At 66.3% G+C, this 24,389-nt stretch carries 21 protein-coding genes; 11 read left to right on the plus strand and 10 right to left on the minus strand.

All coding sequences use genetic code 11. The features are described 5' to 3' along the window. Positions 1–4 precede the first annotated feature (4 nt). The 3 genes from ACLJPD_RS19165 to ACLJPD_RS19175 all read right to left on the minus strand — a co-directional run bounded on the left by ACLJPD_RS19165 (position 5) and on the right by ACLJPD_RS19175 (position 1,065). Positions 5–361, minus strand: a complete 357-nt coding sequence (locus tag ACLJPD_RS19165; protein ID WP_410873756.1) for a hypothetical protein — start codon at positions 359–361, stop codon at positions 5–7. Between the two features lie 110 nt (positions 362–471). Then, a complete protein-coding gene (locus ACLJPD_RS19170; RefSeq protein WP_410873758.1) occupies positions 472–780 on the minus strand; it encodes a DUF6802 family protein in 309 nt (102 codons plus the stop codon). Between the two features lie 93 nt (positions 781–873). Beyond that, positions 874–1,065, minus strand: a complete 192-nt coding sequence (locus tag ACLJPD_RS19175) for a PspC domain-containing protein (protein ID WP_410873759.1) — start codon at positions 1,063–1,065, stop codon at positions 874–876. Between the two features lie 197 nt (positions 1,066–1,262). On the opposite strand from ACLJPD_RS19175, the gene ACLJPD_RS19180 reads away from it, so the two are divergent. Both ACLJPD_RS19180 and ACLJPD_RS19185 read left to right on the plus strand, forming a co-directional pair. Beyond that, positions 1,263–2,849, plus strand: coding sequence for an ABC-F family ATP-binding cassette domain-containing protein (locus ACLJPD_RS19180; RefSeq protein WP_410874497.1), 1,587 nt, complete (start codon positions 1,263–1,265; stop codon positions 2,847–2,849). A gap of 4 nt (positions 2,850–2,853) precedes the next feature. Then, positions 2,854–3,276 (plus strand): hypothetical protein, encoded by a 423-nt coding sequence (locus ACLJPD_RS19185; RefSeq protein ID WP_410873761.1) that lies wholly within the window; start codon positions 2,854–2,856, stop codon positions 3,274–3,276. On the opposite strand, the gene ACLJPD_RS19190 is transcribed toward ACLJPD_RS19185, so the two are convergent. The 6 genes from ACLJPD_RS19190 to ACLJPD_RS19215 all read right to left on the minus strand — a co-directional run bounded on the left by ACLJPD_RS19190 (position 3,273) and on the right by ACLJPD_RS19215 (position 10,398). Further along, entirely contained in the window at positions 3,273–3,629 is a 357-nt protein-coding gene (locus tag ACLJPD_RS19190) for a hypothetical protein (protein WP_410873763.1), read from the minus strand. The two genes, ACLJPD_RS19185 and ACLJPD_RS19190, sit on opposite strands and share 4 nt — an antisense overlap. A gap of 134 nt (positions 3,630–3,763) precedes the next feature. After that, entirely contained in the window at positions 3,764–5,101 is a 1,338-nt protein-coding gene (glmM, locus tag ACLJPD_RS19195) for a phosphoglucosamine mutase (protein WP_410873765.1), read from the minus strand. 165 nt (positions 5,102–5,266) lie between these two features. Further along, a complete protein-coding gene (gene rpsI / locus ACLJPD_RS19200; RefSeq protein WP_410873766.1) occupies positions 5,267–5,791 on the minus strand; it encodes a 30S ribosomal protein S9 in 525 nt (174 codons plus the stop codon). Further along, complete coding sequence (gene rplM / locus ACLJPD_RS19205) at positions 5,788–6,231, minus strand: 50S ribosomal protein L13 (RefSeq protein ID WP_101468214.1); 444 nt, start codon at positions 6,229–6,231, stop codon at positions 5,788–5,790. Before rplM ends, rpsI begins: the two co-directional genes overlap by 4 nt. Positions 6,232–6,455: 224 nt before the next feature. Continuing rightward, positions 6,456–7,811, minus strand: a complete 1,356-nt coding sequence (locus ACLJPD_RS19210) for a hypothetical protein (protein WP_410873768.1) — start codon at positions 7,809–7,811, stop codon at positions 6,456–6,458. A gap of 70 nt (positions 7,812–7,881) precedes the next feature. Beyond that, positions 7,882–10,398, minus strand: a complete 2,517-nt coding sequence (locus tag ACLJPD_RS19215) for an FHA domain-containing protein (protein ID WP_410873769.1) — start codon at positions 10,396–10,398, stop codon at positions 7,882–7,884. A 159-nt stretch (positions 10,399–10,557) separates the two neighbouring features. On the opposite strand from ACLJPD_RS19215, the gene ACLJPD_RS19220 reads away from it, so the two are divergent. Then, positions 10,558–11,952 carry a metallopeptidase gene (locus ACLJPD_RS19220; protein WP_410873771.1) on the plus strand — a complete coding sequence of 465 codons (1,395 nt, stop codon included), beginning with the start codon at positions 10,558–10,560 and terminating at the stop codon, positions 11,950–11,952. Here the strand turns inward: ACLJPD_RS19220 and ACLJPD_RS19225 are convergent. Continuing rightward, on the minus strand, positions 11,949–13,271 hold the full coding sequence (locus tag ACLJPD_RS19225) for an FHA domain-containing protein (RefSeq protein ID WP_410873773.1): 1,323 nt from the start codon (positions 13,269–13,271) through the stop codon (positions 11,949–11,951). The two genes, ACLJPD_RS19220 and ACLJPD_RS19225, sit on opposite strands and share 4 nt — an antisense overlap. Positions 13,272–13,414: 143 nt before the next feature. On the opposite strand from ACLJPD_RS19225, the gene ACLJPD_RS19230 reads away from it, so the two are divergent. The 8 genes from ACLJPD_RS19230 (at position 13,415) to ACLJPD_RS19265 (ending at position 24,367) form a co-directional block, all read left to right on the plus strand. Then, on the plus strand, positions 13,415–14,614 hold the full coding sequence (locus ACLJPD_RS19230) for a hypothetical protein (protein ID WP_410873775.1): 1,200 nt from the start codon (positions 13,415–13,417) through the stop codon (positions 14,612–14,614). A gap of 66 nt (positions 14,615–14,680) precedes the next feature. Further along, on the plus strand, positions 14,681–15,877 hold the full coding sequence (locus ACLJPD_RS19235; protein ID WP_410873777.1) for a hypothetical protein: 1,197 nt from the start codon (positions 14,681–14,683) through the stop codon (positions 15,875–15,877). Then, positions 15,874–17,103 (plus strand): hypothetical protein, encoded by a 1,230-nt coding sequence (locus tag ACLJPD_RS19240; protein WP_410873778.1) that lies wholly within the window; start codon positions 15,874–15,876, stop codon positions 17,101–17,103. The genes ACLJPD_RS19235 and ACLJPD_RS19240 overlap by 4 nt, the downstream gene beginning before the upstream one ends. A 72-nt stretch (positions 17,104–17,175) precedes the next feature. Then, positions 17,176–18,702 carry a serine/threonine-protein kinase gene (locus ACLJPD_RS19245; RefSeq protein WP_410873780.1) on the plus strand — a complete coding sequence of 509 codons (1,527 nt, stop codon included), beginning with the start codon at positions 17,176–17,178 and terminating at the stop codon, positions 18,700–18,702. A 286-nt stretch (positions 18,703–18,988) separates the two neighbouring features. Beyond that, positions 18,989–20,221, plus strand: coding sequence for a hypothetical protein (locus ACLJPD_RS19250; protein WP_410873781.1), 1,233 nt, complete (start codon positions 18,989–18,991; stop codon positions 20,219–20,221). Positions 20,222–20,231: 10 nt separating this feature from the next. Then, on the plus strand, positions 20,232–21,458 hold the full coding sequence (locus tag ACLJPD_RS19255; RefSeq protein WP_410873782.1) for a hypothetical protein: 1,227 nt from the start codon (positions 20,232–20,234) through the stop codon (positions 21,456–21,458). Positions 21,459–21,463: 5 nt separating this feature from the next. After that, on the plus strand, positions 21,464–22,675 hold the full coding sequence (locus ACLJPD_RS19260) for a hypothetical protein (RefSeq protein ID WP_410873783.1): 1,212 nt from the start codon (positions 21,464–21,466) through the stop codon (positions 22,673–22,675). A gap of 93 nt (positions 22,676–22,768) precedes the next feature. Next, positions 22,769–24,367 carry a serine/threonine-protein kinase gene (locus ACLJPD_RS19265; RefSeq protein ID WP_410873785.1) on the plus strand — a complete coding sequence of 533 codons (1,599 nt, stop codon included), beginning with the start codon at positions 22,769–22,771 and terminating at the stop codon, positions 24,365–24,367. Positions 24,368–24,389 lie beyond the last annotated feature (22 nt).

Consider the following 24,389-nt stretch of genomic DNA (forward strand, 5'->3'; position numbering starts at 1 on the left):
GCGGTCAGCTCGACGGCAGAGCCGCGGCTTTGCCGTTGAGATCGCGCGCGTTGGCGCCGTCGACCTCGGTGAGCGAGATCGCTGCTCCACCGGTGACACCGGCAGTCACCTCGGTGGCAGTGGCCCACACCTTCACCCACGTGACGGTCCGCTGGAGCGCAGCGGCGATGGCCGCGCCCTCGGTTTCATACCCGCGACCTGCCTCGCAGTTCGCCCCGCTCTTGCCGTTCCCCCAAATATTCGCATCGACGGCTCGCCCGGCCGTCCGGAGTTCGGTAACAGTGCCGTTCAGCTCGCCGACTGCCCGCTGTACCGCAGCATTATCCAACGTAAAGCCGCCCGAAGCGTTCACACCGGTCATTCCCCCACCTCCATCGCCGTGTGCGCCGGCCGGCGCCCTACCTAGTCTGACGCGCCCCGAGCCCGACTGGTTCCATCAATCGGCAAATCGGCAACGCGCGGGCGGCTTGCCTACTTCTCCAGATTCCCCTGGTCGGTCTTGCGCCACTCCGACGTGCCGTCCGGATGGCGGTGGTACTCCCAGGCGGCGTAGTCGCCGTCTTCCTCGACGACTGTGACGTGGTCGGCCAGACCGTCGTGGTCGTAGTCGGACCAGATGCTGGTCGAGTCGGTGTCGCCGGTGGAGAGGGAGTCGGCGACGCCGTCCTGGTCCAGGTCGAGGGATGGGTTGTTCAGTTCCACGGCGCCGAGGCCGCCCAGGGATGAGTGGGCGTCGATGTCGGGTAGGCCGAGGCCGGAGAACTCGCCCGAAGTGACCATGACTGCTCCTCCAACGTAAAAACTCGCGGATGACGACGTGGCGGGGTTGGCCACCATCTTGTCATCCGCGAGTGGGAGGCACGGGGTTCGGGGCTACTTCTGGGGGATGAGGATCCACATCGCCAGGTAGATCAGGAACTGCGGGCCGGGGAGCAGGCAGGAGACCACGAAGACCAGGCGGACAACGCTGGGGTTCCAGCCGTAGCGCTCGGCGAGGCCACCGCAGACGCCTGCGATCCACTTGTTGCTGGTCGAACGGGTGATGCGGCGGGCGGGGGCGGTCATGGTGTTGCCTTCCTGTGGAGCGGTGATATCTCCACTGTGCCGCCCGAGGACCCCACCCGCATCGGTCCACAGACCTATCCGCACCCTGATTTCGCCGGGCCCCGACCTCAGGGTCAGACCCCGAGACGGGCACAATTGTCGAGGTGAGCACGACATTGCACGCCAGCGGCCTGTCCGCGGGGCACGCCGAACGGACCCTGTTCGCCGACCTCGATTTCACTCTCGCCCCCGGCGATGTGATCGGGCTGGTCGGGGTGAACGGCGCGGGCAAGTCGACGCTGCTGCGGATGCTGGCCGAGCGCGAGCCGGGCGAGGGCACCATCGCGTTGAGCCCGCCCGACGCGACCGTCGGCTATCTGACGCAGGAACCGGAGCGCGTCGAGGGCGAGACGGTGCTCGAATTCCTTTCGCGCCGAACCGGAGTCGCGCACGCGCAGCAGGTGATGGACGCGGCGGCGGAACGTCTCGGTGATGGTGGCGACGACGATTATTCTCCCGCGCTGGAACATTGGCTGGCGTTGGGCGGCGCGGATCTCGATCAGCGTGCCGAAGAGGTCGCCGCCGACCTTGGCCTCACCAAAGGCTTGGCCAGCGGCCTGGATACTCCGATGACCGGCCTGTCCGGCGGTCAGGCCGCACGCGCGGGTCTGGCCTCGGTGTTGTTGTCGCGCTTCGACATTCTGCTGCTCGACGAGCCGACCAACGACCTCGATCTCGACGGCCTCGACCGGCTGGAACGGTTCGTCACCGGTGTACGAGTACCGCTGATGGTGATCAGCCACGATCGAGAGTTCTTGGCGCGCACCGTCAACAGCGTCCTCGAACTCGATCTGGCGCAGCAGCAAACGGGCTTCTACGACGGCGGCTACGACGCCTACCTCGCCGAACGCGAGATCGCCCGCAAGCACGCCCGCGAGGCCTACGACGAATTCGCCGACACGAAATCGGGTCTGGAGTCGCGTGCGCAGATGCAGCGCAACTGGCTCGAGCACGGCGTGCGCAACGCCCGCCGCAAGGGCAAGAACGACTCCGACAAGATGGGCCGCAAGACCCGCGCGGAATCCACCGAGAAGCAGGCCGCCAAGGCCCGCCAGACCCAGCGCCGGATCGAACGCCTCGACGTGGTCGATGAGCCGCGTAAGGAGTGGGAGCTGCGGATGGAGATCGCCACGGCCCCACGCAGCGGCGCGGTGGTCGCCACCGCCAACAACGCCACGGTCTCGCGCGGTGAGTTCACGCTCGGCCCGATCACCACCCAGATCGACTGGGCCGACCGGATCGTGCTCACCGGCGCCAACGGTTCGGGCAAGTCGACCCTGCTCGGACTGCTGCTCGGCAAGATCGCACCCGATTCCGGTTCCGCCGCACTGGGTTCCGGTGTCGAGATCGGCGAGGTCGACCAGGCCCGCGGGCTGTTCCGCGGCGACGACGCGCTGGCCGACACCTTCGCCGCGGCGATGCCCGACTGGCCCGACGCCGAAGTCCGCACGCTGCTGGCCAAATTCGGCCTGCGCGGGCCGCACGTGACCCGCGCCTGCGACACCCTGTCCCCCGGTGAACGCACCCGCGCCGCACTCGCCCTGCTCCAGGCGCGCGGTGTGAACCTGCTGGTCCTCGACGAACCGACCAACCACCTCGACCTGGCCGCCATCGAACAGCTCGAGCAGGCGGTCGAATCCTTCACCGGCACTTTGATTCTGGTGACACACGATCGCCGAATGCTGGATTCTGTTCGTGCGACCCGTCGTTGGCACATGTCCGGTGGGCTACTCACCGAAGAATAGGCGCATGGACTTATTAGGTATCGATACCCGAATCACCCTGCTCATCAGCGGATTAATCTTTCTGAGCGCGTTGTTGCTCGGGGTCTGGAAATACCACGGCATCCGGGCGCACGGCGCGGCGCACGTCTATGTCGACATCGCGCATCGCGCCGCGCTTATGTATTCCTTCGCGGGAATCCTGCTCGCGGTGTTCACCGAGCTCAGCGCTTGGCCGACGATCGTCAACCTGACCGCCGACCTGGTCGTGCTCGCGTTCTTCGCGGGCGCGATCGCCAGCTACGCCCTGCACGGGCTGCGCCGTGACACCACCAACCAGTTCGACGGGCAGATCCCCACCGAACTACGGCTGTCGATGTATGGGCTGATCGCGGGCGAGATCGGTGGATTCTCGGTGCTGTTCAGTGGTTTCGTCGCCGGGCAGTTCTAGAACGGCTGCACCACGACAGGTTGCGAAGCGCCGAACAGTTCGATATCGGAACCGAATTTCGCCCCGATCAATCCGGCGCCCACGGTGACGCCGAGCACCGCGACCACCGCGATGAGCGAGCGTGAGCGTGGCACCCGTGGCGCCGCGAACGGGCGCGTGCGAGGCGCCTCGGCGACCGGTTCGTATTGGCCGTAGCCTTCGTCGCGAATCGGCACCGTGGGCGAATACCCTTGCGGCACTTCGCGGCACCCCGGTCGTCCACAGGCCCCACCACAGCGGTGCGGCTGGTCGGGTTCGCCGTACTCGTACGGGTACTGCTCCTGGTAGTTGCGGGCAGGCAGCGGCGGAACCATGATCGGCCCCCTTCGAATCGTGCTGCGCGCCGAGATAACCGCCTGCGCCGAGCAGCACACACGCGCCAGGGGCACACAGGGTCCTTACGGCGTATCCCGATTCTAGTTGTACCGAACCCGAACCCGCCAGGTGACTAGACCGCCGCGACCCGCTTCGCCAGATCGTCGGCCAACTGCCGCGCCTGCGCGGGATCGGTGGCCTCCACCATCACCCGCACCAACTGCTCGGTCCCGCTGGGCCGCAACAGAACCCGTCCGGTCTCCCCCAGGATCCGCTCGGCCTCGGCCACCGCGTCGAGCACCTCGGGAGCGGCCGCGACAGCGCCCTTGTCCGACACCGCGACATTGATCAGTACCTGCGGCACCGTGGTCATCACCGAGGCGAGGGCGGCCAGCGAGGACTTGGTCTGCGCCATCCGCGCCATCAATCGCAGACCGGTGAGCACACCGTCGCCGGTGGTTCCGAACCGCGGGAACACCACGTGCCCGGACTGTTCGCCACCGAGGCTGAACCCGCCGCGCCGCAGCTCCTCGAGCACGTACCGATCGCCGACCGCGGCGGTGATCACGGTGATCTCGGCCGCACGCATCGCGATGTGCAGGCCCAGGTTGCTCATCACGGTCGCGACGAGCGTGTTGTCGACCAACTCGCCCGCCTCACGCATCGCCAGCGCGAGCACGGCCATGATCGCGTCACCGTCGACGACAGCACCCGACGCGTCCACCGCGAGGCAACGATCGGCATCACCGTCGAGAGCGATGCCGAGGTCGGCGCCGTGCGCGAGGACCGCGCGCCGCACAGCGTCCAGATGTGTCGAGCCGCAACCGTCATTGATGTTGAGCCCGTTGGGTTCGGCGTTGATCGCGATCACCGTCGCGCCCGCTTCGCGATACACCTGCGGCGCCACTTCGGCACCCGCGCCGTGCGCGCAGTCGACAACGACGGTCAGCGAGGACAGGTCCTGGCTGGTGGATTCGAGCAGATGCTCGACATAGCGTTCGTGGGTGCCCTCGACGGTGTAGTCGCCACGGACCCGGCCGATGCCCGCGCCGGTCGGGCGCACGGTGACGCCTTCGGCGATCAGGGCTTCGATCCGTGCCTCGATGACGTCGTCGAGCTTGTGCCCGCCCGCCGCGAAGATCTTGATGCCGTTGTCGGGCATGGGGTTGTGCGAGGCGGAGATCATCACGCCGAAGCACGCGTCGTACAGACCGGTCAGGTATGCCACGGCCGGGGTGGGCAGCACACCGACGGAGAGGACATCGACGCCGACGGAGGTCAGGCCCGCGGTGACCGCGGCCTCGAGCATCTCGCCGCTGGCGCGCGGATCGCGACCGAGCACCGCTACCGGGCGCTTCCTGCCGCGCGAGAGCACCTGTGCCGCCGCGGCGGCGACGCGCATCGCCAGTTCCGGGCTCAGCGACTCGTTGGCGAGCCCGCGAACACCGTCTGTGCCGAATAGCCGTCCCATAAAAACCCTCTACCAGTCGTAGGTCCCCGAATACAGCACGAGAGCAGGCAACCAGCGGTGCTGGAAGCCTGCCCTCGCACACACGCTCCGCCGATCAGGCTCATCCCCACTCGCGCGGGGAGCATACCTAGCGTATGCGAAAGCCGATGACCGACAGTGCGTAAATCAGCGCTTCGAGTACTGAGGCGCCTTACGGGCCTTCTTCAGGCCGTACTTCTTACGCTCGGTGGCACGCGGGTCACGAGTCAGGAAGCCGGCCTTCTTGAGGGCAGGACGGTCGTCCGGGGTGACCACGATCAGCGCACGGGCGATACCAAGACGCAGGGCGCCTGCCTGACCCGACGGGCCGCCACCGACCAGGCGAGCGAAGATGTCGAAGTTCTCGACACGCTCGACCAGGACCAGCGGGGACTTCACGAGCTGCTGGTGCACCTTGTTCGGGAAGTAATCCTCGATGGTGCGGCCGTTCAGTTCGAACTTGCCGGTGCCGGGCACCATGCGAACGCGAACGACGGCTTCCTTACGACGGCCGACGGTCTGCACCGGGCGGTCGATGGAGAGCGGCTCGAAAGCGAGCTCTTCCTCGACGTACTCGCCGTCGTCGTAGGCTTCGCCGTCTTCGACGATCTCGACTACGACCTCATCGGTGGCGTCGAACTCTTCGGCTGCGAACTCTTCAGGAGCGGTCACTGGGCCACCTGCTTGATCTCGAACGGAACCGGCTGCTGCGCGGCGTGGGGGTGGTTCGGGCCTGCGTAGACCTTCAGCTTGCCCGCGATCGCGTTACCCAGCTTGTTCTTCGGGATCATGCCCTTGACGGCCTTCTCCACCAGACGATCGGGACGGGTCGCCAACACCTCGCCGACAGTGCGCGACTTGAGGCCGCCCGGGTGTCCGCTGTGGTGGTGGATGAGCTTGTCGTTCTTCTTGTTGCCGGAGATGGCAACCTTTTCCGCGTTGATGATGATGACGAAATCGCCACCATCGACGTGGGGTGCGTAGGTCGGCTTGCCCTTGCCGCGCAGCAGGCCAGCGGCCTGCACGGCGAGACGGCCGAGGACTACGTCAGTGGCGTCGATGACGTACCACTTGCGGGTGACGTCACCCGCCTTGGGGCTGTACGTAGGCACAGTGGTTCCCTGTCTGTCGTCGGTGTTGCCGGCCACTGATGTGTGGATCGAGGCTGTCCTGGCGGCCGGTGGAGACCCAGGACATCGAGGAGACGCCGATCCGCGAACGGTTCGACGTTCCACACGCCAACGGGCAACGATACCAGCCACGCATCACCGAGCCACCATCGGGCGATGCCGACGACCACCGACGCCAAGACCACCGCCGATACCGGCCCGTGGTGCTAGATCACTACCGGCGGACCGGGGTCGGTCGCACGCGCGGGGCCGGGAATCAGGTAGCGCAGGGTGTCGATGCCGGGCGTGACGCAGGCGGGATCGTCGACGAGCGAGCCGTCTGCTGTCTCGATGCCCTCGCGCGGGACCGTGTTCGTGTACGGGGTGAACGCGCAGCTCACCGGTTCGGCGGCCGAGGCGACGGCGGGCTCCGGCTGGAAGGCGACCAACGCCAGCGCGCCGACCACAGCCGGGGTGCCGAAGAAGCCCTTCTTCACCTTGCCGAGCAGTTTGCCGCGGCGGTCGTCGTCCTCGGCATCGTCGTGTTCGAGCGCGTGCCGCGGTGCACGAGCGGGTGGACCGGAAGGCGGCGGTTGCGCGGCGGGCGGACCGGCGACGAAGCCGGCGGGCCCGGGCGGTTGCGCTGTCGGCGGTGCCGTGGGTTGCGCACCCCACCCGACCTGCGCGGCGACCGCCTGACCAGGATGTCCGGAGGCCGGATAGTCGTCCTCCTCATCGTCGGGGTCGGGCTCGGTGACCAGCAGATGCGCGGCACCGAGGACCAGCGCGTGCATCGGATGGTCGGCCACGTGCAGCCGCTGGCCGAGGTGATTCTGGAAGGCGAGGCGCAGGGCGTCGTTGAAGCAGACATTGCCCGCGAGCAGCACCGTCGAGGTGTCGGCGCCGATCGAGCGGGCCGCGGCCATCGCCTCGATCACCACGTTGTCGGCCGTGCGGGCGTCGCGCAGCGCCTCGGCGGTGACCGCGACCTCCGTCGATTCGGTCGGCTGCTCGTCGTCGCCGTGCACCGCGACCACCAGCAGCGAGCGCCCGTCGGAGTAGATCCCGGTGGCGCCGACGCCGGTGCGATGCCGCTCACTCGGCGGGGAGACCAGACCGAGAGCGCGCACATAGCCCGAGAGCGCGACACTCTCGGGCAGTGGTTCCACGACCACGTCGAGCTGTTCGACGAGCGCCGCGTAGACGTCGACCTTGTCCTCCGGCCAGCTGTCCGGATACGGCAGCGCGACCAGTTGCGGCTTGCCCTGCAGGTACTTGCCGATCGCGGCCAGTGGGTTGTAGAGCCGGGCCCGGAAGACGAGCTCGGCGGGCCAGGTGGCACCGGCGATCACGATCTGCGGGTGGCCGAGGATGTCGCGCACATCGGCGATCGCCATCCCCAGATCCGGTCGCTGCCGGTCGACACCGGCGGTGTGCAACCTGCCCGCGGCATCGGCGAGCAGGTAGGCGGGCGGGGTGTAGGTGCCCTCGACCTGTACCGGGCGGATCGGGGTCACGCCGCCACCGGCGGCCACGGACACCACGTCCCACCCGAGATGAAGGGCCCCAACTCGAACGGTCACAGGCTCAAGTGTGCCCGGTCGGCGACAGACACGCGCATCTTGCCCGCCGAAATGGTGTTGACCTGGCCGATCATGCCTGTGACTTCTTCAGCCGGAGTCGGCTCCAGGTGATCAGGGCGAGGATCGAGGTGATCACGATGAGCATCGCGATGTCGAGAAGCCAGATGCCGACGGTGTGGTCCCACAGCACATCTTCCTGCGAGCCGAAGACCAGCGTCTTCAGATCGACCGTCGACGCCCCCGCCGCATAACCCCAGCGCGAGGGGAACAGGTACGAGATCTGTTCGAGGCCGACCCGGTCGGTCACCGGAATCAGGCCGCCCGCCATCACCAACTGCACCATGATCATCACCACGAGCATCGGCATGACCTGCTCGTTGGACTTGGCCAGGCTCGACATCAGCAGGCCGAACACCACACAGCACACCGCGGTCATCGCGATATCGAAATACAGCTCGACGCTGCCGTTCGGGATCAGCGCACCGGCGCCCGGGGCCTTCTTGCCGAGGAAGGTGATCCCGATCAGCACCGCCGACTGCAGGAACGCGGTCACGCTGAACACGACGATCTTGGCCATCAGATACGCCGAGGGCAGCAGGCCGACCGCGCGCTCGCGCTGGAAGATCGATCGTTCACCGACCAGGTCGCGCACGCTGAGCGTGGCGCCCATGAAGCACGCGCCGAGGATGAGCACCACCAGCAACTGCTGGGCCTCACCACCGCTTTCCCGCCCGAACGAACCGTCGGGCAGCTGCACCAGCGCGCCCTCCGTGAACCCGTCACTACCCGGCACCACCAGCGACAACGCACCGAGGATGAACGGCAGCACCACCAGGAAGATCAGATATCCACGGTCGGAGAAGATCAACCGCAACTGCCTGCGAGACAAGGTGCTGAACTGCCGCATCGCGCTCGACTGCGGCGGCGCGCCCACGTTGCCGCGGTTCGGCTGCGCGGGCGGCGGTGGCGGCACGTACGCCTGCCTCGACCTATACGCCGCGAAGGCCTGATCAGGATTCGCCGCGACATTGGCGAAGATCTCCGCCCAGTCGCTAGTTCCCATCGCCGCACCGACACCGCCCGGATGACCGGCGAACGCCGTCTTACCGCCGGGCGCCAGCAGCACCACCTGGTCACACATATCCAGGCAGGCCACCGAGTGCGTCACCACGATCACCACGCGACCGGCATCGGCCAGCTCGCGCAACATCTGCATGACCTGCCGATCCAGGGCCGGATCCAGGCCCGAGGTCGGCTCGTCGAGGATCAGCAGCGACGGACCGGTGAGCAGTTCCATCGCCACCGACGCGCGCTTGCGCTGACCACCGGAGAGCCGGTCCACCCTGGTATCGGCGTGCTGGGTGAGCGAAAGCTCTTCCAGCACACCGTCGATCACCTTGCGCCGGTCGACCTTGGTGGTATCCGGCGGCAGCCGCAGCTCGGCCGCGAAGCCGAGCGCCTGGCGCACGGTGAGCTGCCGGTGCAGCACGTCGTCCTGCGGCACCATGCCGATGCGCGAACGCAGCGCCTCGTACTCGGCGTGCAGATTGCGACCCTCGAAGGTCACCACGCCGCCGGAGGGATGGGTATTGCCCGCGATCAACTTCGACAGCGTCGACTTGCCCGCGCCCGACGGCCCGATCAGCGCGGTCAACGTCCCACGCCCGGCCGTCATGTTCACATCGACGAGCAGTTGCTTGTTGTTCTCGACCGTGAACCCGACCCCGTGCACCGACAGTCCCTGCTCGGCGACCGGCTTCTGCCGGTGCGCCAGCGCGCCCTGGGTGACGACGAAGTCGATGTTGCCGATGGTGACGATGTCGCGCTCGCGCAGCACAACGCGCTGCTGGCGGTGACCGTTGACGAAGGTGCCGTTGGCCGACCCGAGGTCCTCGATCACCAACCCCTCGGGCGCGGACATCAGCTTCGCGTGCGCACGCGAGGCCAGCGGATCGTTCACCACGATCTGGTTGTCCGAGGTGCGGCCGATGCTCAGGCCACCGGGCGGAACGCGGTCACCGCGCGCGACCGGTTCGGTCGAGGCGGCCTTGCGGACCGGCGGCAGCATCGACGAGTCGGCGCGGCGGGTCATATTGATGTTGTCCTGCGGCTGCGCGGGCAGTTGCGAGGTGGGCACGTACTGCGGTTGCGGTGGGCGCGACGGCGGCTGGTAGCCGGGGTAGGGCTGCTGCGGACGAGGCTGTTGCTGATGGGGCTGTTGCTGGTGCGGCTGCGAGGGCGGCGCGACCATGGTCGCCGCGTGGCGCACCCCAGGCGCCGCGGGGACCAGGTGCAGCAGCGGCCCGGTGATAGCGTCACCCAGACGCACCTGAGTGGGCCGGTCGATCGACACGGGCTGGTTCAGCCTGCGCGCGTCGACGAACACCCCGTTCGTGCTCCCGTTGTCGGCGAGTACCCAGGCGCCGTTGCTGAATCGCAGAGTCGCGTGCACACGCGAGACCAGCGGACTGTCCACGAACAGGGTGACCTCGGGCGCGCGGCCCATGGTGATCTGCTGACTCGCTTCGAAGACTCGTTCGGTTCCATCATGGCGCACGGTGATGGTCTGCGCCCCCGGTGAAGACATGGAGCGGATACTATGCCATCGCCCGGACATCGGCGGTGCCCCCGAGACGGCTTCATTCGGCGATCCGGCGATCTACCTGCACGTGTATCCGGCTGACCAGGGGGACCGATGCCGAAAGCCCAAGTGTTCATTGCGATTTCCGTGGCGCTATGTGCGTTGATGGGGGTGGGTTGCACGCGGGCGATCGACGGTCACGGGGTCTCGATCTACGACGATCCGTTCCAGGTGGCGGGGCTGCCGACCACCGGCGGGCCGAACGGGCCACGTCCCGGCGTCCCCGATTCGGCGCTCACCGCGTCCAACGGCGACGGTGGCGAGGTGGACACCCTGGCGCTCAACGCGATCGACGACATCCAGTCCTACTGGCAGGCCGGCTTCGGCACCGAATTCCCCGGTGAGACCTTCGACCCGGTCGAGAAACTGATCTCCTGGAACGCGCGCGCGCCCCGCGGCCAGTCGGTCGAATTCTGCTCCGAAACCACCTACCACCTGGTGAATGCCGCCTACTGCCGCAGCGACAACTCCATCGGCTGGGACCGCGAGATGCTGCTGCCGACCATGAGCGAGACCTTCGGCACGATGTCGGTGGTGATGGTGCTCGCCCACGAATACGGCCACGCCATCCAGACCATGGCCAAGATGGTCACCAAGAAGACGCCGGTCCTGGTGAAGGAACAGCAGGCCGACTGCTTCGCGGGCGCGTTCATGCGCCACGTCGCCGAGGGCAAATCTGAGCACTTCACGATCAACACCTCCGACGGCCTGAATTCCGTTCTCGCCGCGACTGTCTCGATTCGCGACTCCGATCCCGACGACCCGGAGAGCGTGCACGGCTCGGCCTTCGAGCGCGTCACCGCCGTGCAGATCGGGTTCACCGACGGACCGCGCGGCTGCAAGGGCATCGATGAGAACGAGATCGACTCACGCCGTGGCAGCCTCCCGCAGAGCTTCTCCGGTGACAGTGGCCGCGGCGAATACCCCGTCTCCAAGGAAAACCTCGTCGAGCTGAGCAAGGCGCTGCAGGCGATCCTGCCGGTGCGGGACGCCCCGACCTATGACTACGCGGGGTCGCGCATCGACTGTAAGGACGGCGCGGTCACCGACCCGGTCACCTACTGCCCCGCCAAGAACACCATCGCCACCAACGTGCCCGGCCTGGCCGAGCGCGGCGCCATCGATACCGACGACGACGGCCCGCTGCCGGTGAAGGTCAGCGGCGACTACAACGGCTACGTGGTGTTCATCTCCCGCTACACCCTCGCCGTACAGCGCAGTCACGGCCAGCAGCTGACCGGCGCGAAGACCGGTCTGCGCGCGGCCTGCCTGTCCGGAGTGGTCACCGGCGCACTCGCCCGATCCGACCGTCCCGTCAGCCAAGGCGACATCCAGCTCTCCGCGGGCGACCTCGACGAAGCGGTCTCGGGTCTGCTCACCGACGGACTGGCCGCCAGCGACGCCGAGGGCAACACGGTCCCCAGCGGATTCTCCCGCGTCGACGCCTTCCGCGCAGGCGTCCTCAACGGCGAAACCACGTGCCTGTCCAGGTATTCCTAGCCGAACGGCGGTGGCGCGGCCGGTTCGTAGCGCAGGACCCGGTTGCCGATCATGACCTCGGTGCCGGGGACGAGCACCATCGGCTGGTTCGGCGTGAGCCGCACCCAGTCGCGATAGCCGGGGTGCCTGCTGCGGGTTCCGTTGGTGGAACCGCGATCGATGAGCTGCACGTCCCAATTCACCAGGTGCACTTCGGCATGCGCGCGTGACATGCCACCGGAGGTGTCGTCGATGCGCAGCGGGATGAGGCCACGCAGGGCGGCTTCGGAGTTCTCCGGGTCGCGCCCGATCACCGCGTCGGCGGCCATCAGGTAGGTCATGCCGTCGTCGAGCACCAGCATGCCGAGCGGCGGGCGGACCACCTCGGCGAGCGCCTGCGTTTGGTCGACCGGCATGCCGCACACCGTGCAGAACGCCGAGCGGGGATCGCTGGGATGCGCACGCGCGCACTTGAATCCCATCACCTTCACCGCGAGCACCGTCGACTTGGCCGTGGTCTCCAACCTGCGCTGCAGGTCGGGATCGGGTTCGGGCGCGGGATTGGTTCCTGCGGTCCGCGTTTCGGCGGTGTGTGGGTCGGCGATGGGGGTGTCGACGGTGCCGTGCGCGGTGCCGGTGACGGCGTCCAGCATCGAGGTCGCGGGCTGCATCCCCGTCGCGGGCCGCTCGGCCGGCCTCGAATCAGGTTGTGGCGCTTGCGGTTCCCGATCGATGCGCGCGGTGGGCAGTGGGGGCCGTCGGGTGTGGCCCACCGGTTCCGCGGTTCGCAGGTGGCTGCGCACGTCGTTGGACCACATCACGGCCCCGCCCGCCTGTGCGATTCCTTCGACCAGCCAACCGATTCCGCGTTCCGGCGGCAGATCCGGGATGCGCCCCTTGGCGTCGTCGACGAACAGCGCGACCGCCTTCGCGGGCTCGGAGGCCACCCGGTCGACGGTGAAAGCCGCGTCACTACCGCGGTAGTACTCCGGCCCCCGCTCATCGGCGAGCACCGCCGTCACCGAACCGTGCAGGAAGATCGCCACGCCACCGTTGTCGGCGGCCGAGAGCACCCCGAAATCGATCGGCACACCGGGCGAGATCTGCTCGGCGTACTTCATCAGCCAGCGGGTCGCCTCGCGCGCCACCACCGAACCCGGGCCCGACGGCGCCTGCTCGTGCGCGTCACGCACCAACTCCGCCAACGATTCCAGCGCGATCGCCGCGGTATCGACGGGCGTGAGCTTGCCCGGCCCGCGATGGGCGACCACGATCACGGCGCCCGCGACCCGCGCGACCGCGTGACTTCCGAGCACCACTTCGACCTGCCGATCCCTCACAGGTATCGGCCTCCACCGGAACCGCACAGCAGGAGGGTCGCCATGCCGTCCAGAGTATGGCAAGCACCCCACATCGGTCCCCCTGGGCGGGTTCGGTCCGGTAACTTCATAGGTGTTGTGGGAGGAACATCGAGGGGTACCTGATGATCGGTTCGACCAGAATTTCCGTCGCGCTCGCCCTGGCCGGGGCCCTCGTCGCCCTCACCGGCTGCGCTGTCAGCGGCACACCCGTCCCAGGCGAACCCGATGTGCGAGGTCTGGAGACCGGGACCTTCGCCACCGATCGGCACACCTATACCGACACCGCGGGCGACAAGGGCGCGCTGGTCGAGGGTGCGCGGATGTCGGCGGCCGTGGTGCCCGCGGTGCGGATCGATCCGTCGCTGTCGCACGGACGCGGCGGGGTGGTCGTGCCCGATGTCGAACGCGCATTGGATTTCGTCGCGAACGTGTCCAGACCTGTTCTGGAGAAACACAAATTCGTCACCGGCTATGTCGCGCTCGGCGCCGACCAGGCCGACCCCGACGGCGAGACCCGTCCCGGCCCCGACGCGACCGCCCTGACCACGGCACTGTTCCGTTTCCCCACCGCGGCCGCCGCCGCCCTCGCCGCGCGCGAACTCGAGGACGTCGACCTGGCCGTCTCCCCTGACAACCGCAAACTCGCCTCCACCGAATACCCCGACGCGTACCTCCATTGGCGCCCCGGCGTGCCGACCATCGGCGCCTTTCTCGCCCACAAAGAGTTCGTGATCTCGCTGTTCATCCAGCGCCCCCGTGCCGACGCGGCCGACCTCACCGCGTGGATCGACACGAACCTCGCCGCCGAACTCGCCCAACTCGCGAAGTTCGACCCCACGCCCACCGCGAAGATCGCCGACCTGCCCGTCGACCCCGCCGGACTGCTGGCCCGCGCCGTCGTCGACGACCGTTCCGCCATGCGGCCCGGCCAGTACACCTTCGCCTCCTACGCCCCAGAACACCTCATCAACAAGGCAGCCGACCTCACCACCCGCCAAAACCTCGTCACCGCAACTGGAGTCGACGCCCACGCGGTCGTCGAAGGCGGCGCCATCACCCGGGTACGCGACCAGTCCGCCGCCCATTCCCTCATGCAAGGCCTCATCGACTCGGCGGGCAACTACGACCCGATCACCGCCCCCGCCGACGTCCCCACCGCGACCTGTCTGAAACTCAACGACAACGGCAACAAGGAAGACGACTACGTCTACCGGTGCTATGTCGCCTACAAGCGCTATCTCGCCATGGTCAGCGCCGACGGCGAGCCCGAGGTCCGCCAGAAGATCACCGCCCAGTACGCCCTGCTGGCCAACAGCCTGTAGGTTCGCCCGGCCCCACTTCCCGAAGGCGGTGACGTAGGATCTCGCCGACAATCGTTTCGGGGAGGAATGATCGCGTTGCGCGTCACGAAAGTCGTCTGCGTCCTGGCGACCACGCTGTTGACCAGTGTCGCCGCCTGCGGTGGTCCCGACGCGATCACCGCCACCGACGCCCCCGTCGACCTCGCCACGCTCGACGTCGGCAATTATCCGACCGAACCCCGCCAGGTCGGCACGGTCGCGAACCTGGACCAGGGCCGATTCATCGAGGCCGAACGCCTCGGTGACTACGTGCCGACGCCCGCCGACATCGATCCGCGGTTCATCCACACCAACCCATCGATCGCCTCTGTCTTCCTCGACGCCGAGGCCTCGCTGGGCAAGATCATGGCCGTCGACCGTTTCGCCGAGGTCGCCCCTGATTTCATCGGCGGTTTCGTGAGCTCGGCCGCGACCGAGCCACAGAATATGGGCATCGACATGGTCAACGCGGTGATGATCTTTCCCGACGCGCAGAAGGCCGCGACCGCCGCCACCGAGCTGGAAAAACTCGATTTCGGCTACGCCCCGAACAATCAGCGCATCGAGATCCCCGGCTACCCCGCGGCGAACGCGCACTGGCAGCCCGACCAGCAGTCGATCGGCTCCTGGTTCGCCACCGGCCATTTGGTGATCTACACCTGGTTCTACGACTATCTGAAGATCTACCTGGAGAAGGTCGACAAACAGGCCCTGCTCGACCTCACCCGCAAGAGCCTCGACACGATCGTCCCCTCTGTCGCGAAGTTCATCCCCACGCCCAGCACCGACCTGACGAGCCTGCAACGCGACCGCGACGGCATGCTCGGCCGCACCGCACCGCGCCCCCGCGAGGATTCGTGGATCAACCCACCCGGCGTCTACGCGGGCCGCACCGCCCGCCACTTCCTCTCCGACCCGGTGAGCACCACGAAAATGATCGACGACTACGGCGTAGACCTCTACGCCAATGACGGCGCCGATGTGTACCGAGCGCGCGATATCGCGGGCGCCAACGGCGTGCGCGACGAACTCGGCGGCCTCACCCGCAAATTCACCGCCTCCGCCCCACCGAAGAATCTGCCGAGTGCCCTGTGCAAGGAATACATCGGTCGGCAAAAGCTCGCGATCCGCTTCTACTGCTCGGTGTCCTACGACCGCTACGCGGCCTACGTCTGGTCGCACCAACTCCTCGACGCACAGCAGCGAATCTCCGCCCAATACGCATTGTTGGTGAACGCGAAATGAGAATCCGCTACGCCATCCTGGCCGCTGCCGTGGCCGCGGTTCTGACCGCGTGCAGCTCCGCGCTGTCGGGCACGCCGGTTCCCGGCGAAACCGACATTCGAGCCCTCGACACCGGCTCCTACCCCATCGAACCGCTCAATGCTCACGACGACGATCCGGTACTGCCCTTCTACGAGATGTACGAGGTAGCGGCGCTGCGCCTGGCCGACTACGTGATCAGCCCGGGCGACATCTCTTCCGAACTGATCTACGGCACCTCCGCGGCCACCGCATGGCGGTCGGTGGTCCCCAGCTGGCTCGGCAGAGGAGCCGGCGATATCGCGGTGCGACACAAGCTCCTCTACGGCTTCGAAGTCGGCGGCGCTTCGATCGACAAAAGCATCACCTCGTTCGACTGGCCGTCGAAGGACCCGAGCAACAAGTTCACCGGCAACACGGTCGTCCTGCAATTCCCCGACTCCCAGCGCGCCACCGCGGCCGCCGAAGAGCTCTACGACGCGGACTTCGGCCTGCAGGAGGGCCGCAATCAGCCGGTCACCCTGCCCGCTCATCCCAACGCCCGCGCGCATTGGCGACCCGACTCCCCCTTTCTGCGCACGTTCATGCCACACGGCTCCTACGTGATCGGGTTGCTCCTCTCAGTGCCGACCCCCGACCGCACGGCACTCACAACCCTCGCCGAATCGGCTTACACCAAGCAGATCGAGGCACTGTCCAGGACGACCCCGCTCACCGAGGAAGAGGTCATCACCCTGCCCTGGGACGCCGACCATCTCCTCATGCGCACCCTGAACCCCGACCAGTCGACCAAACCGGACAGCGTCGGTACCGGCTACCTGCGCACCGGCAAACCCGGCGCCCTCCACTACGCCGCAGGGCGCCTGCTCCCCCGCGACCGCGCTTATGTCGACAAACAACTCACCGCCATGAACGCCGAACAGATCGCCATCGCCGCGGGCACCATCGTGATCCGCACTCCCGACCCCGAATCCGCCGATCGCGCCGTCTCGGAAAAGCTCTTCCCTTGGCAGGTCAGACTAGGCGCTGACCCCGCCCCCAAGGTCCCCGACACCACCTGCGTCGAGAACCGCCCGACAGACTCCGTGAAACGCTTCAGCTGTCTACTCGCCTACAACGAATACGTCGGAATCGTCAGCAGCAGCCAGCTTCTGGACGCCCACCAACGTGCGGCGGCCCAATACGCGATCTTCGCCAACACCAGATAGTCGCCCCATGTCACGCCCAGTATGCTCCGCCGAAACGAGTGTGCGGGGCAACGAACCAGGAGATCGAGAACGATGACGATGAGCCCGGGCACCGTCGTCGGTGGCTACCGAATCATTCGCAAATTGGGTGCGGGCGGCATGGGCTCGGTCTTTCTCGCCGAGCATCCGAGCCTGCCGCGCACCGACGCGATCAAGATCCTCAGCACCGACCTGAGCCTTGATCCCGAGTTCCGGGCACGGTTCCAGCGCGAAGCCAACCTCGCCGCCGGACTCGACCACCCCAACATCGTTTCGGTCTTCAACCGCGGTGAGGAATTCGGCCAGCTGTGGATCGCGATGCAGTTCGTCGAAGGCACCGACGCCGCCGCCGAACTGGCTCGTGACCCACACGCGATGACCCCGTTGCGCGCCCTACGGATCACCACCGAGATCGGCAAGGGCCTGGATTTCGCGCATCGTCGCGGGCTGCTGCATCGCGATGTGAAACCGGCGAACTTCCTGCTGTCCAACGTCTACGGTGACGACGAGCGGGTGTTGCTCACCGATTTCGGCGTGGCGAAATCGGCAGACGATGTTTCCGAACTCACTCAGACCGGCAACTTCCTCGCCACCATCGCCTACGCTCCCCCGGAGCAACTCGCCGGCGGCGCGCTCGACCATCGCGCCGACATCTACAGCCTCGCTTGCGCGTTCTTCAAACTCCTCACCGGCCAGAATCCTTATCCCGCAACGCAACCCGCCATGGTGATGATGGGGCACCTGCACGAGCCGCCACCGCGCGCGACCGCTGTTCGCGCCGGACTGCCGCCCGCGATCGACCAGGTCTTCGCCCGCGCGATGGCGAAGAATCCGCACGAACGGTTCTCGACCTGCAAGGAGTTCACCGACGCAGCCACCGCCGTCCTCGTTCCTGGATCGGCGCCCACCGGCAACTTCACCTCACCGACCTATCCGATCCAGATCCCGCCACAGTGGACGAATCCCGCCGCCGCAGTTAACTCACCGGAAACCGTTAGCGCGCAACGGAATCCGAAGAACAAGCTCATGCTCGTCGTCGGCGCCCTCGTTGCCGTCGTAGCTGTCACCGTCGGCGTCGGTCTCTGGGCCTCGGGCGGCGACACACCACCAACCAACCCCACCACCAGCCCCTCGCAGGCGGCACTGAGCCCACTCGAGCAAGCCCGTGCGGACAATCCGGCCTTCGCCGGTAAAACGATCTTGATGGTCGACGTGGACGCCGACAACAAGGTCGCGACCTACCTCGGCGGCACCCTGCAGACCAAGTTCCTCGAGGACCTCGGTTTCGTCTACAACTTCAACTACACGAAGACCGGCGACGAACCATCACCACGCCCCGTAGCCAACTCGTACGACCGCTTCGACACCCCCGAGGACAGCTATATCCTCGCCGTTCGCAGCGACGCCAAGGCAGGCGGCGGCGGCCTGCTCGGCCTGCCCTTCCAGATCGCCGGCTCCCGCGCGAAAGTCATCCCGATCGACAATCCCCTCGCGGTGACAGCCATCCGCTCCTGGACTTCGAGCTCCGAACAAACCCTGCTCTCCCGGCTGGTCCCCGTGCTGCAGAGCCAAGTGAAATAGGGGGCAGTGCTGCGGTTATGTCAGATAGATCAGGAAATTTCGGACCCCGTATTCCGCGATTTCGGGAAGCTGCGCACGTCGAGCGGGCCGCGCGTCCGGAAGTTGGTTCACCGAATCTGCGGGACTGGATGGTTCCAGGGCAGCGCGCGCTGAAGCCCTCCGCGTAGCGCTGTTCGACGGGATCGCCGAGGTGGGTGTGCGCTACGATGCCCGCGAACCAGATCACCGGGGAAGTGATGGGTCTACGGGCTCATGATCGGATCAAATGTTAGTTGGAGGGGGAGGCGTGAGGCTCAAACGTGGGGTATCGATTACCCGAGTCGCCGCTCAGGCAGCAGTCGCCGCCGTTGTCACTGCCACAGTCGCCGGGTGCGGCGGACAGGTTTCCGGCTCCGCGACTCGGGTCGCGCCGGACACGGTGGATCTCGACTTCGGCAACTACCAGACCAAGCCACGCACAGTCGGCAACGCCAAGAGCATGACCCAGGCGCGCGCGTGGGAAGCCCAGCGGCTCGGCGACTACGTTGCGGTGCCGTTCGAGGTTGACCCGGCGTATGTCCGGGACGCCCGGTTCGAATCGTTCGTCCCGAGCGCGCAGATCGTGCTGAATCGGAAAGGTCTCGGCGGCCTCATCGTCAACGACACCTTCGACGAAGTGGCCGAAGATCTCGTCGCGGGCTGGCTGAACTCGTGGGCCACCGCCCCCAACGCCGAGAACAAGCAGCGCAAGCTCCACCTCTCGGTGCTGATGTTCCCCGACGCGAAGACCGCGGAGTCGGTCGGACCGACACTGGAAAATGACGATTTCACCTTCAACACCGATAACGTCAAGGTACCGATCACCAAGTACCCCACGACATCTGCGCACTGGCGCCCGTCGGTGTCGTCGGTCGGTGCATGGACCGTGCACGACCGCTACGTCATCTTCATGAAGATCGACGATGAGACCAGCGCCCCAGATCTGGGATCCCTCACCAGGCAGGTCGAGCGAGCACTCGAAGTACAGATTCCGCTGCTGGACAAATTCCAGCCGACCCCTTCGGACAAGCTCGAGCACGTACCGCTCGACCCGACCGGCCAGCTCGGCCGGACATTGCCGTCCGACCCGGCGGCTCCGGTACGCGAACAACCCGACGGCTACTCCACCGGCCGAGTCGCGCTCAGCTTGTACAAGGATCCATCGCCCGAGATCCTCTCGGACTTCGCCGAATACGGCACCGAGCTGATCACCTTCGGCGAGACGGTCGTCTTCCGGTCAGCTACTGCCGCCGGCGCGAACGGCATGTACCAAGAAGGAATCACTCCGGACAAGGACATGAAGGAAGTTCAGGCTCCGTCGAAGCTGACCGTGCCGATCAAGTGCTTCGCCAATACCTTCGAGTCGCTGGGCGAGATCAGAACGGCCGACCATATCTGTTTCCTACATATCGACAGATACGTCGTGCAGGTCCGAAACAAGAACCTGCAAGACCTGCACCAGCAGGCGACCGCTCAGTACATTCTGCTCTCAGCCCGATGAGGATCTCGCGATGAAGAACACCCTGCGGCTGACCGCACTGTTCGCCGTCCTGATCGTCGGATCAGGTTGTGCCGGAACAATTTCAGGCCAGGCCAAGCCGGGAACCACGCCGGTGGACATAGCCACGCTCGAGACCGGAGCCCAGGTCACCGAACCCACGCCGTTCATAGAAACGTTTCCCTCTTTCACTTCGGAAAGAATCCGGTTGATCGAGGGTAGGCGACTGCTCAACACCCTCGTCCACCCCAACGACATTCTGCCCTCGTTGTCGGAACTGGGCTACACGAGGATCTTCGCGAACGATACCGCGATGACGAAGACCGGCAGCCTTCCCGCCCAGTTCACCGAGGCCGTCTTCACGAACAATCTGGTAGTCGGCGTCACCGAAACCCGGACGAATGGCAGCGTCCGAGATCTCGAGATGATGCTGGTCGGCGTGCTGCAATTCGCTACTGAGCAGGACGCCGAAAACGCCGCGGCTGCCATGTACCAGGTGGGGTTGGCGGGTGAGCGACCTCGGCATCCGGTGACCGTCCCCGGCTATCCTGCTGCCAACGCTTCCAGCGCAGACGACATGGGTGTCAATGCTTTTCAGCAGCACGGCCCGTTCGTGATCGTCAACTCGGTGGCCAAGGCGACGCCCGATGCGGCAGGGCTGGCAGGCAAAATCACAATGTCGATGGACCTGCAGATCCCCGCGCTGGACGCCTTCAAGGTGATCGCGCCCGACGATCTGATGGACCTGCCACGTGATCCCGACGGCATCGTGCGGCGAACCATGGACAAGTCGCCCGCGGGCGACCCGTACGGGATGAGCTTCTACCAAGAGGATTTCGGCACGTTCATGCCGTCGGGGATGCTGCACTACGAGCGCAACCCGCTCGAGCTCCGCAAGGTGTTCGAGGACACCGGTGTGGACCTGGTCGGACGGCGCTACAGCACTGTGTACCGGACCCGCGACGTCGAGTCCGCGTTCACACTGCAGACAGCCCTGGCGAAGCGGGGCAAGGACGACGGCATTCTCGACCCACCGCCCGGCATTGCCGACGCGCAATGCGTTCGGCTGTCCGAGGCCGACAAGAACCGCAACTTCAACGGATTCTGCGTCCTCGTCTACGGCCGGTACGTCGCGGTGGTGATGTCGATGGGATCGCTGTCCAAGTCGGCGTTGCAGGTCGACCCGACGCTGCAGGAACGAACCGCCGCGCAGTACGCGATTCTCGAGAAGAGCGAGTAGAGAACATGCGAAAACTCCGCGTGAGCGGCGCAGTGGTGGCGCTCGGACTTCTGCTGAGCGCGTGCGGCGAAAGCTCCGATGCCGCGACCCCGCCGACCCCGAAGATAGACATCGCCACCTTGGATTCCGGCAACTATCCGACAACGCCGGTCGACGTGGAATCCACTCGGGTGCCGGCGTCCGGAGCCCTGCGTGAGGCGATCCGCATCGGCGCCGCGACTCCCGCTCCCTTCCAATACGATCCGCGATTCGTCTTCGCGAACGGATTCTCGGGTGGTCGCCACATCACCCCCGCCGATCCACCGTATTTCCCTGGTGCCGGGATCGAGAACAAAGACTTCGAGGCCACGATCCCCGGTCTCGTCGCCGGGTGGGAAAGTTCAGCGGATCGCCGGGACGAGATGAACGCGGGGCGGACGGTCGCGACCATCACCGTCCGTTTCCAGACGACCGATCAGGCCAGACACGCGGCTGTCGAATTGTCCAACCGCGCAACGGGTTCGGCCTACTCGATCCCGAGCTATTCCGACGCGCTGGCCAAGTTGGAGCCCAAGCCCACACCGATGCCGGTGCAGAATCTCCGCGTCTGGCTTCCCCGCGGCGACATGGTCTACTTCATCGAGGTCGCCGACTGGCTGGGTCTGCCTTACGATCCGGCCGCCGACGCTGCTGTCGCCCAGAAATTCTTCGACAAGCAGATCGAGATGCTTCGCTCGTTCACGCCCACGCCCCTGAGCGATATCGACAAACTTCCACTCGATACCGAGGGCTTGCTGAGCCGAACGCTGCCAACCGAAGCCGCGAAGCGTTCCAAGACCAGCACCAGCAGCGCCGCCGTCTACCCCGCGCAGGCCGCTCTGCACCTCGAAGAGCATCCGGCGTCGGCGAGTCCCGCGTATACCGACGCGGGCCTCGACTACGTGGCGTTCGACATAGGGTCGGTGCGTCGCGCACGTGACGAAGCTGCCGCTGCACGCTTCCACGCCTGGCTGGACAGCGAATTCAACAGCGACACAGCCTTTGTCAAGGCCGATGCCCCACCGAATATGCCGACCTTCACCTGCTTCGCCGTCGATCCGAAGTCGTCGAGCTCCATCTCAGAGCCCACCTGCCAAGGAACAATCGGTCGCTATGTCATCGGTGCCTCGGCACGTAGCCTGCAGGACGCACACCAGCGAATCGCTGCCCAGTACAGGCTTTTGAACGGATTCAGCTGATGCCCGCGTGCACGGTGAGGTAACGCAGCACCTGTTAGATTGCCCTGGTCGGCACGTGCACTCCGGGGCGCGCGAAGGATTGAGGAGACGCGAATGGCCTTGCGGCCCGGCGCAATTGTGGGTGGCTATCGAGTGATCAAGGTGCTCGGTGCCGGCGGGATGGGCACCGTCTACCTTGCCCAGAATCCCAGCCTTCCCCGGCGCGACGCCCTCAAGGTGCTCAGCGGCGATCTGTCCACCGACCCCGAGTTCCGCGGGCGTTTCGAGCGCGAAGCCAACCTCGCCGCCGGCTTGGACCATCCCAACATCGTCGCGGTGTACAACCGCGGCGACGAGGACGGCCAGCTGTGGATCGCGATGCAGTACGTCGACGGCACCGATGCCTCAGCCGAGGTGGCCAAAGGCCCATCCGCCATGCCGACACATCGCGCCCTGCGCATCATCGGTGAAGTCGGCAAGGGCCTGGACTACGCGCACCGTCGTGGCCTGCTCCACCGCGATATCAAGCCCGCCAACTTCATGATCGCGGCAGCAGAGGACGGCGACGAGGAACGTGTCCTGCTGACCGACTTCGGTGTCGCCAAGTCCGCCGACGACCGCCAAGAGTTGACCGCCACGGGCAACATCATGGCCACCATCGCCTACGCTCCCCCGGAGCAACTGCTGGGCGGCAAGGTCGACCACCGCGCCGACATCTACAGCCTCGGCTGCTCGCTGTACAAGCTACTCACCGGCCAAAACCCTTACCCCGCAACCGTAACGGCCATGGTCATGATGGGCCACCTCCACGAACCGCCGCCCCGCGTCACCGCAGTGCGCCCCGACCTCCCGCCGGCCATCGACCGCGTCATCGCCAAGGTCATGGCAAAAGACCCGGCGCATCGCTACGCCACCTGCCGCGAGTTCATCCACGACGCACAGGCCGCACTGTTCGGCGCCCCGATGCAAGCACCCGCCTCCCAGAGCTTCCACACCGCATCGAGCATGCCGACGGCCTCCCCCGTCACCGCCGCCACCGATGCGCTCAGGCCTACACAGTGGGGCACCGACCCGAGTCGCCCGGTGGCGGCCTATGTCGGTCCCGGTGGGGGCGTCTCCGAGCAGGACGTCATCACCTCCCGCAACCCCTCCCCCCACCGCAGTCCGAACAGAACCCGGAAGATGTTGCTGTCCGGGCTGATCGGACTCGTCGTCCTGGCGCTCGTCGGCTCCGGCATCTTCATATTGACCAGGCCTGATGGAGGATCCGCCGGTGGTGGAGATCCCATGGCGCAGGCCCGCACCGAACACCCAGAGTTCAGCGGCAAGACTGTCACTGCCTACAACTTCGGCAACTCCAGCCTTTCTGTTGTCCTGAACCCGAGCGACCAGTGGAAGTTCCTACGCGACCTCGATTTCGACTACAACCCTGATTTCAAAGCTGTCGGTGCGGAGGAGAAATCACCGAGGGCGCTGTCGGTCGGCGACTACAACGTCAAGAACAACACTGATGTGGTCATCGTTTTCCGCACCGACAGTCAAGCAGGAAATGGTGGATTCCGTGGTCTGCCCTACTCACTGACAAGCGGAAGCGGCAAGGTCGTCGTCGTCGATGACCCGTCGACCGTCCAGGCTTTCCAGGTATGGAGCAGTCAGTCACAGGCGATTCTCCTGGAGAAAATGGTCCCGGTAATTTCAAAGGCCCTCAAGTAGGACATTCCCGAGCGGCTTAAAT

It is taken from the genome of Nocardia sp. A7 (assembly GCF_046549215.1).
In the GTDB taxonomy this organism is placed as follows: Bacteria; Actinomycetota; Actinomycetes; order Mycobacteriales; family Mycobacteriaceae; genus Nocardia.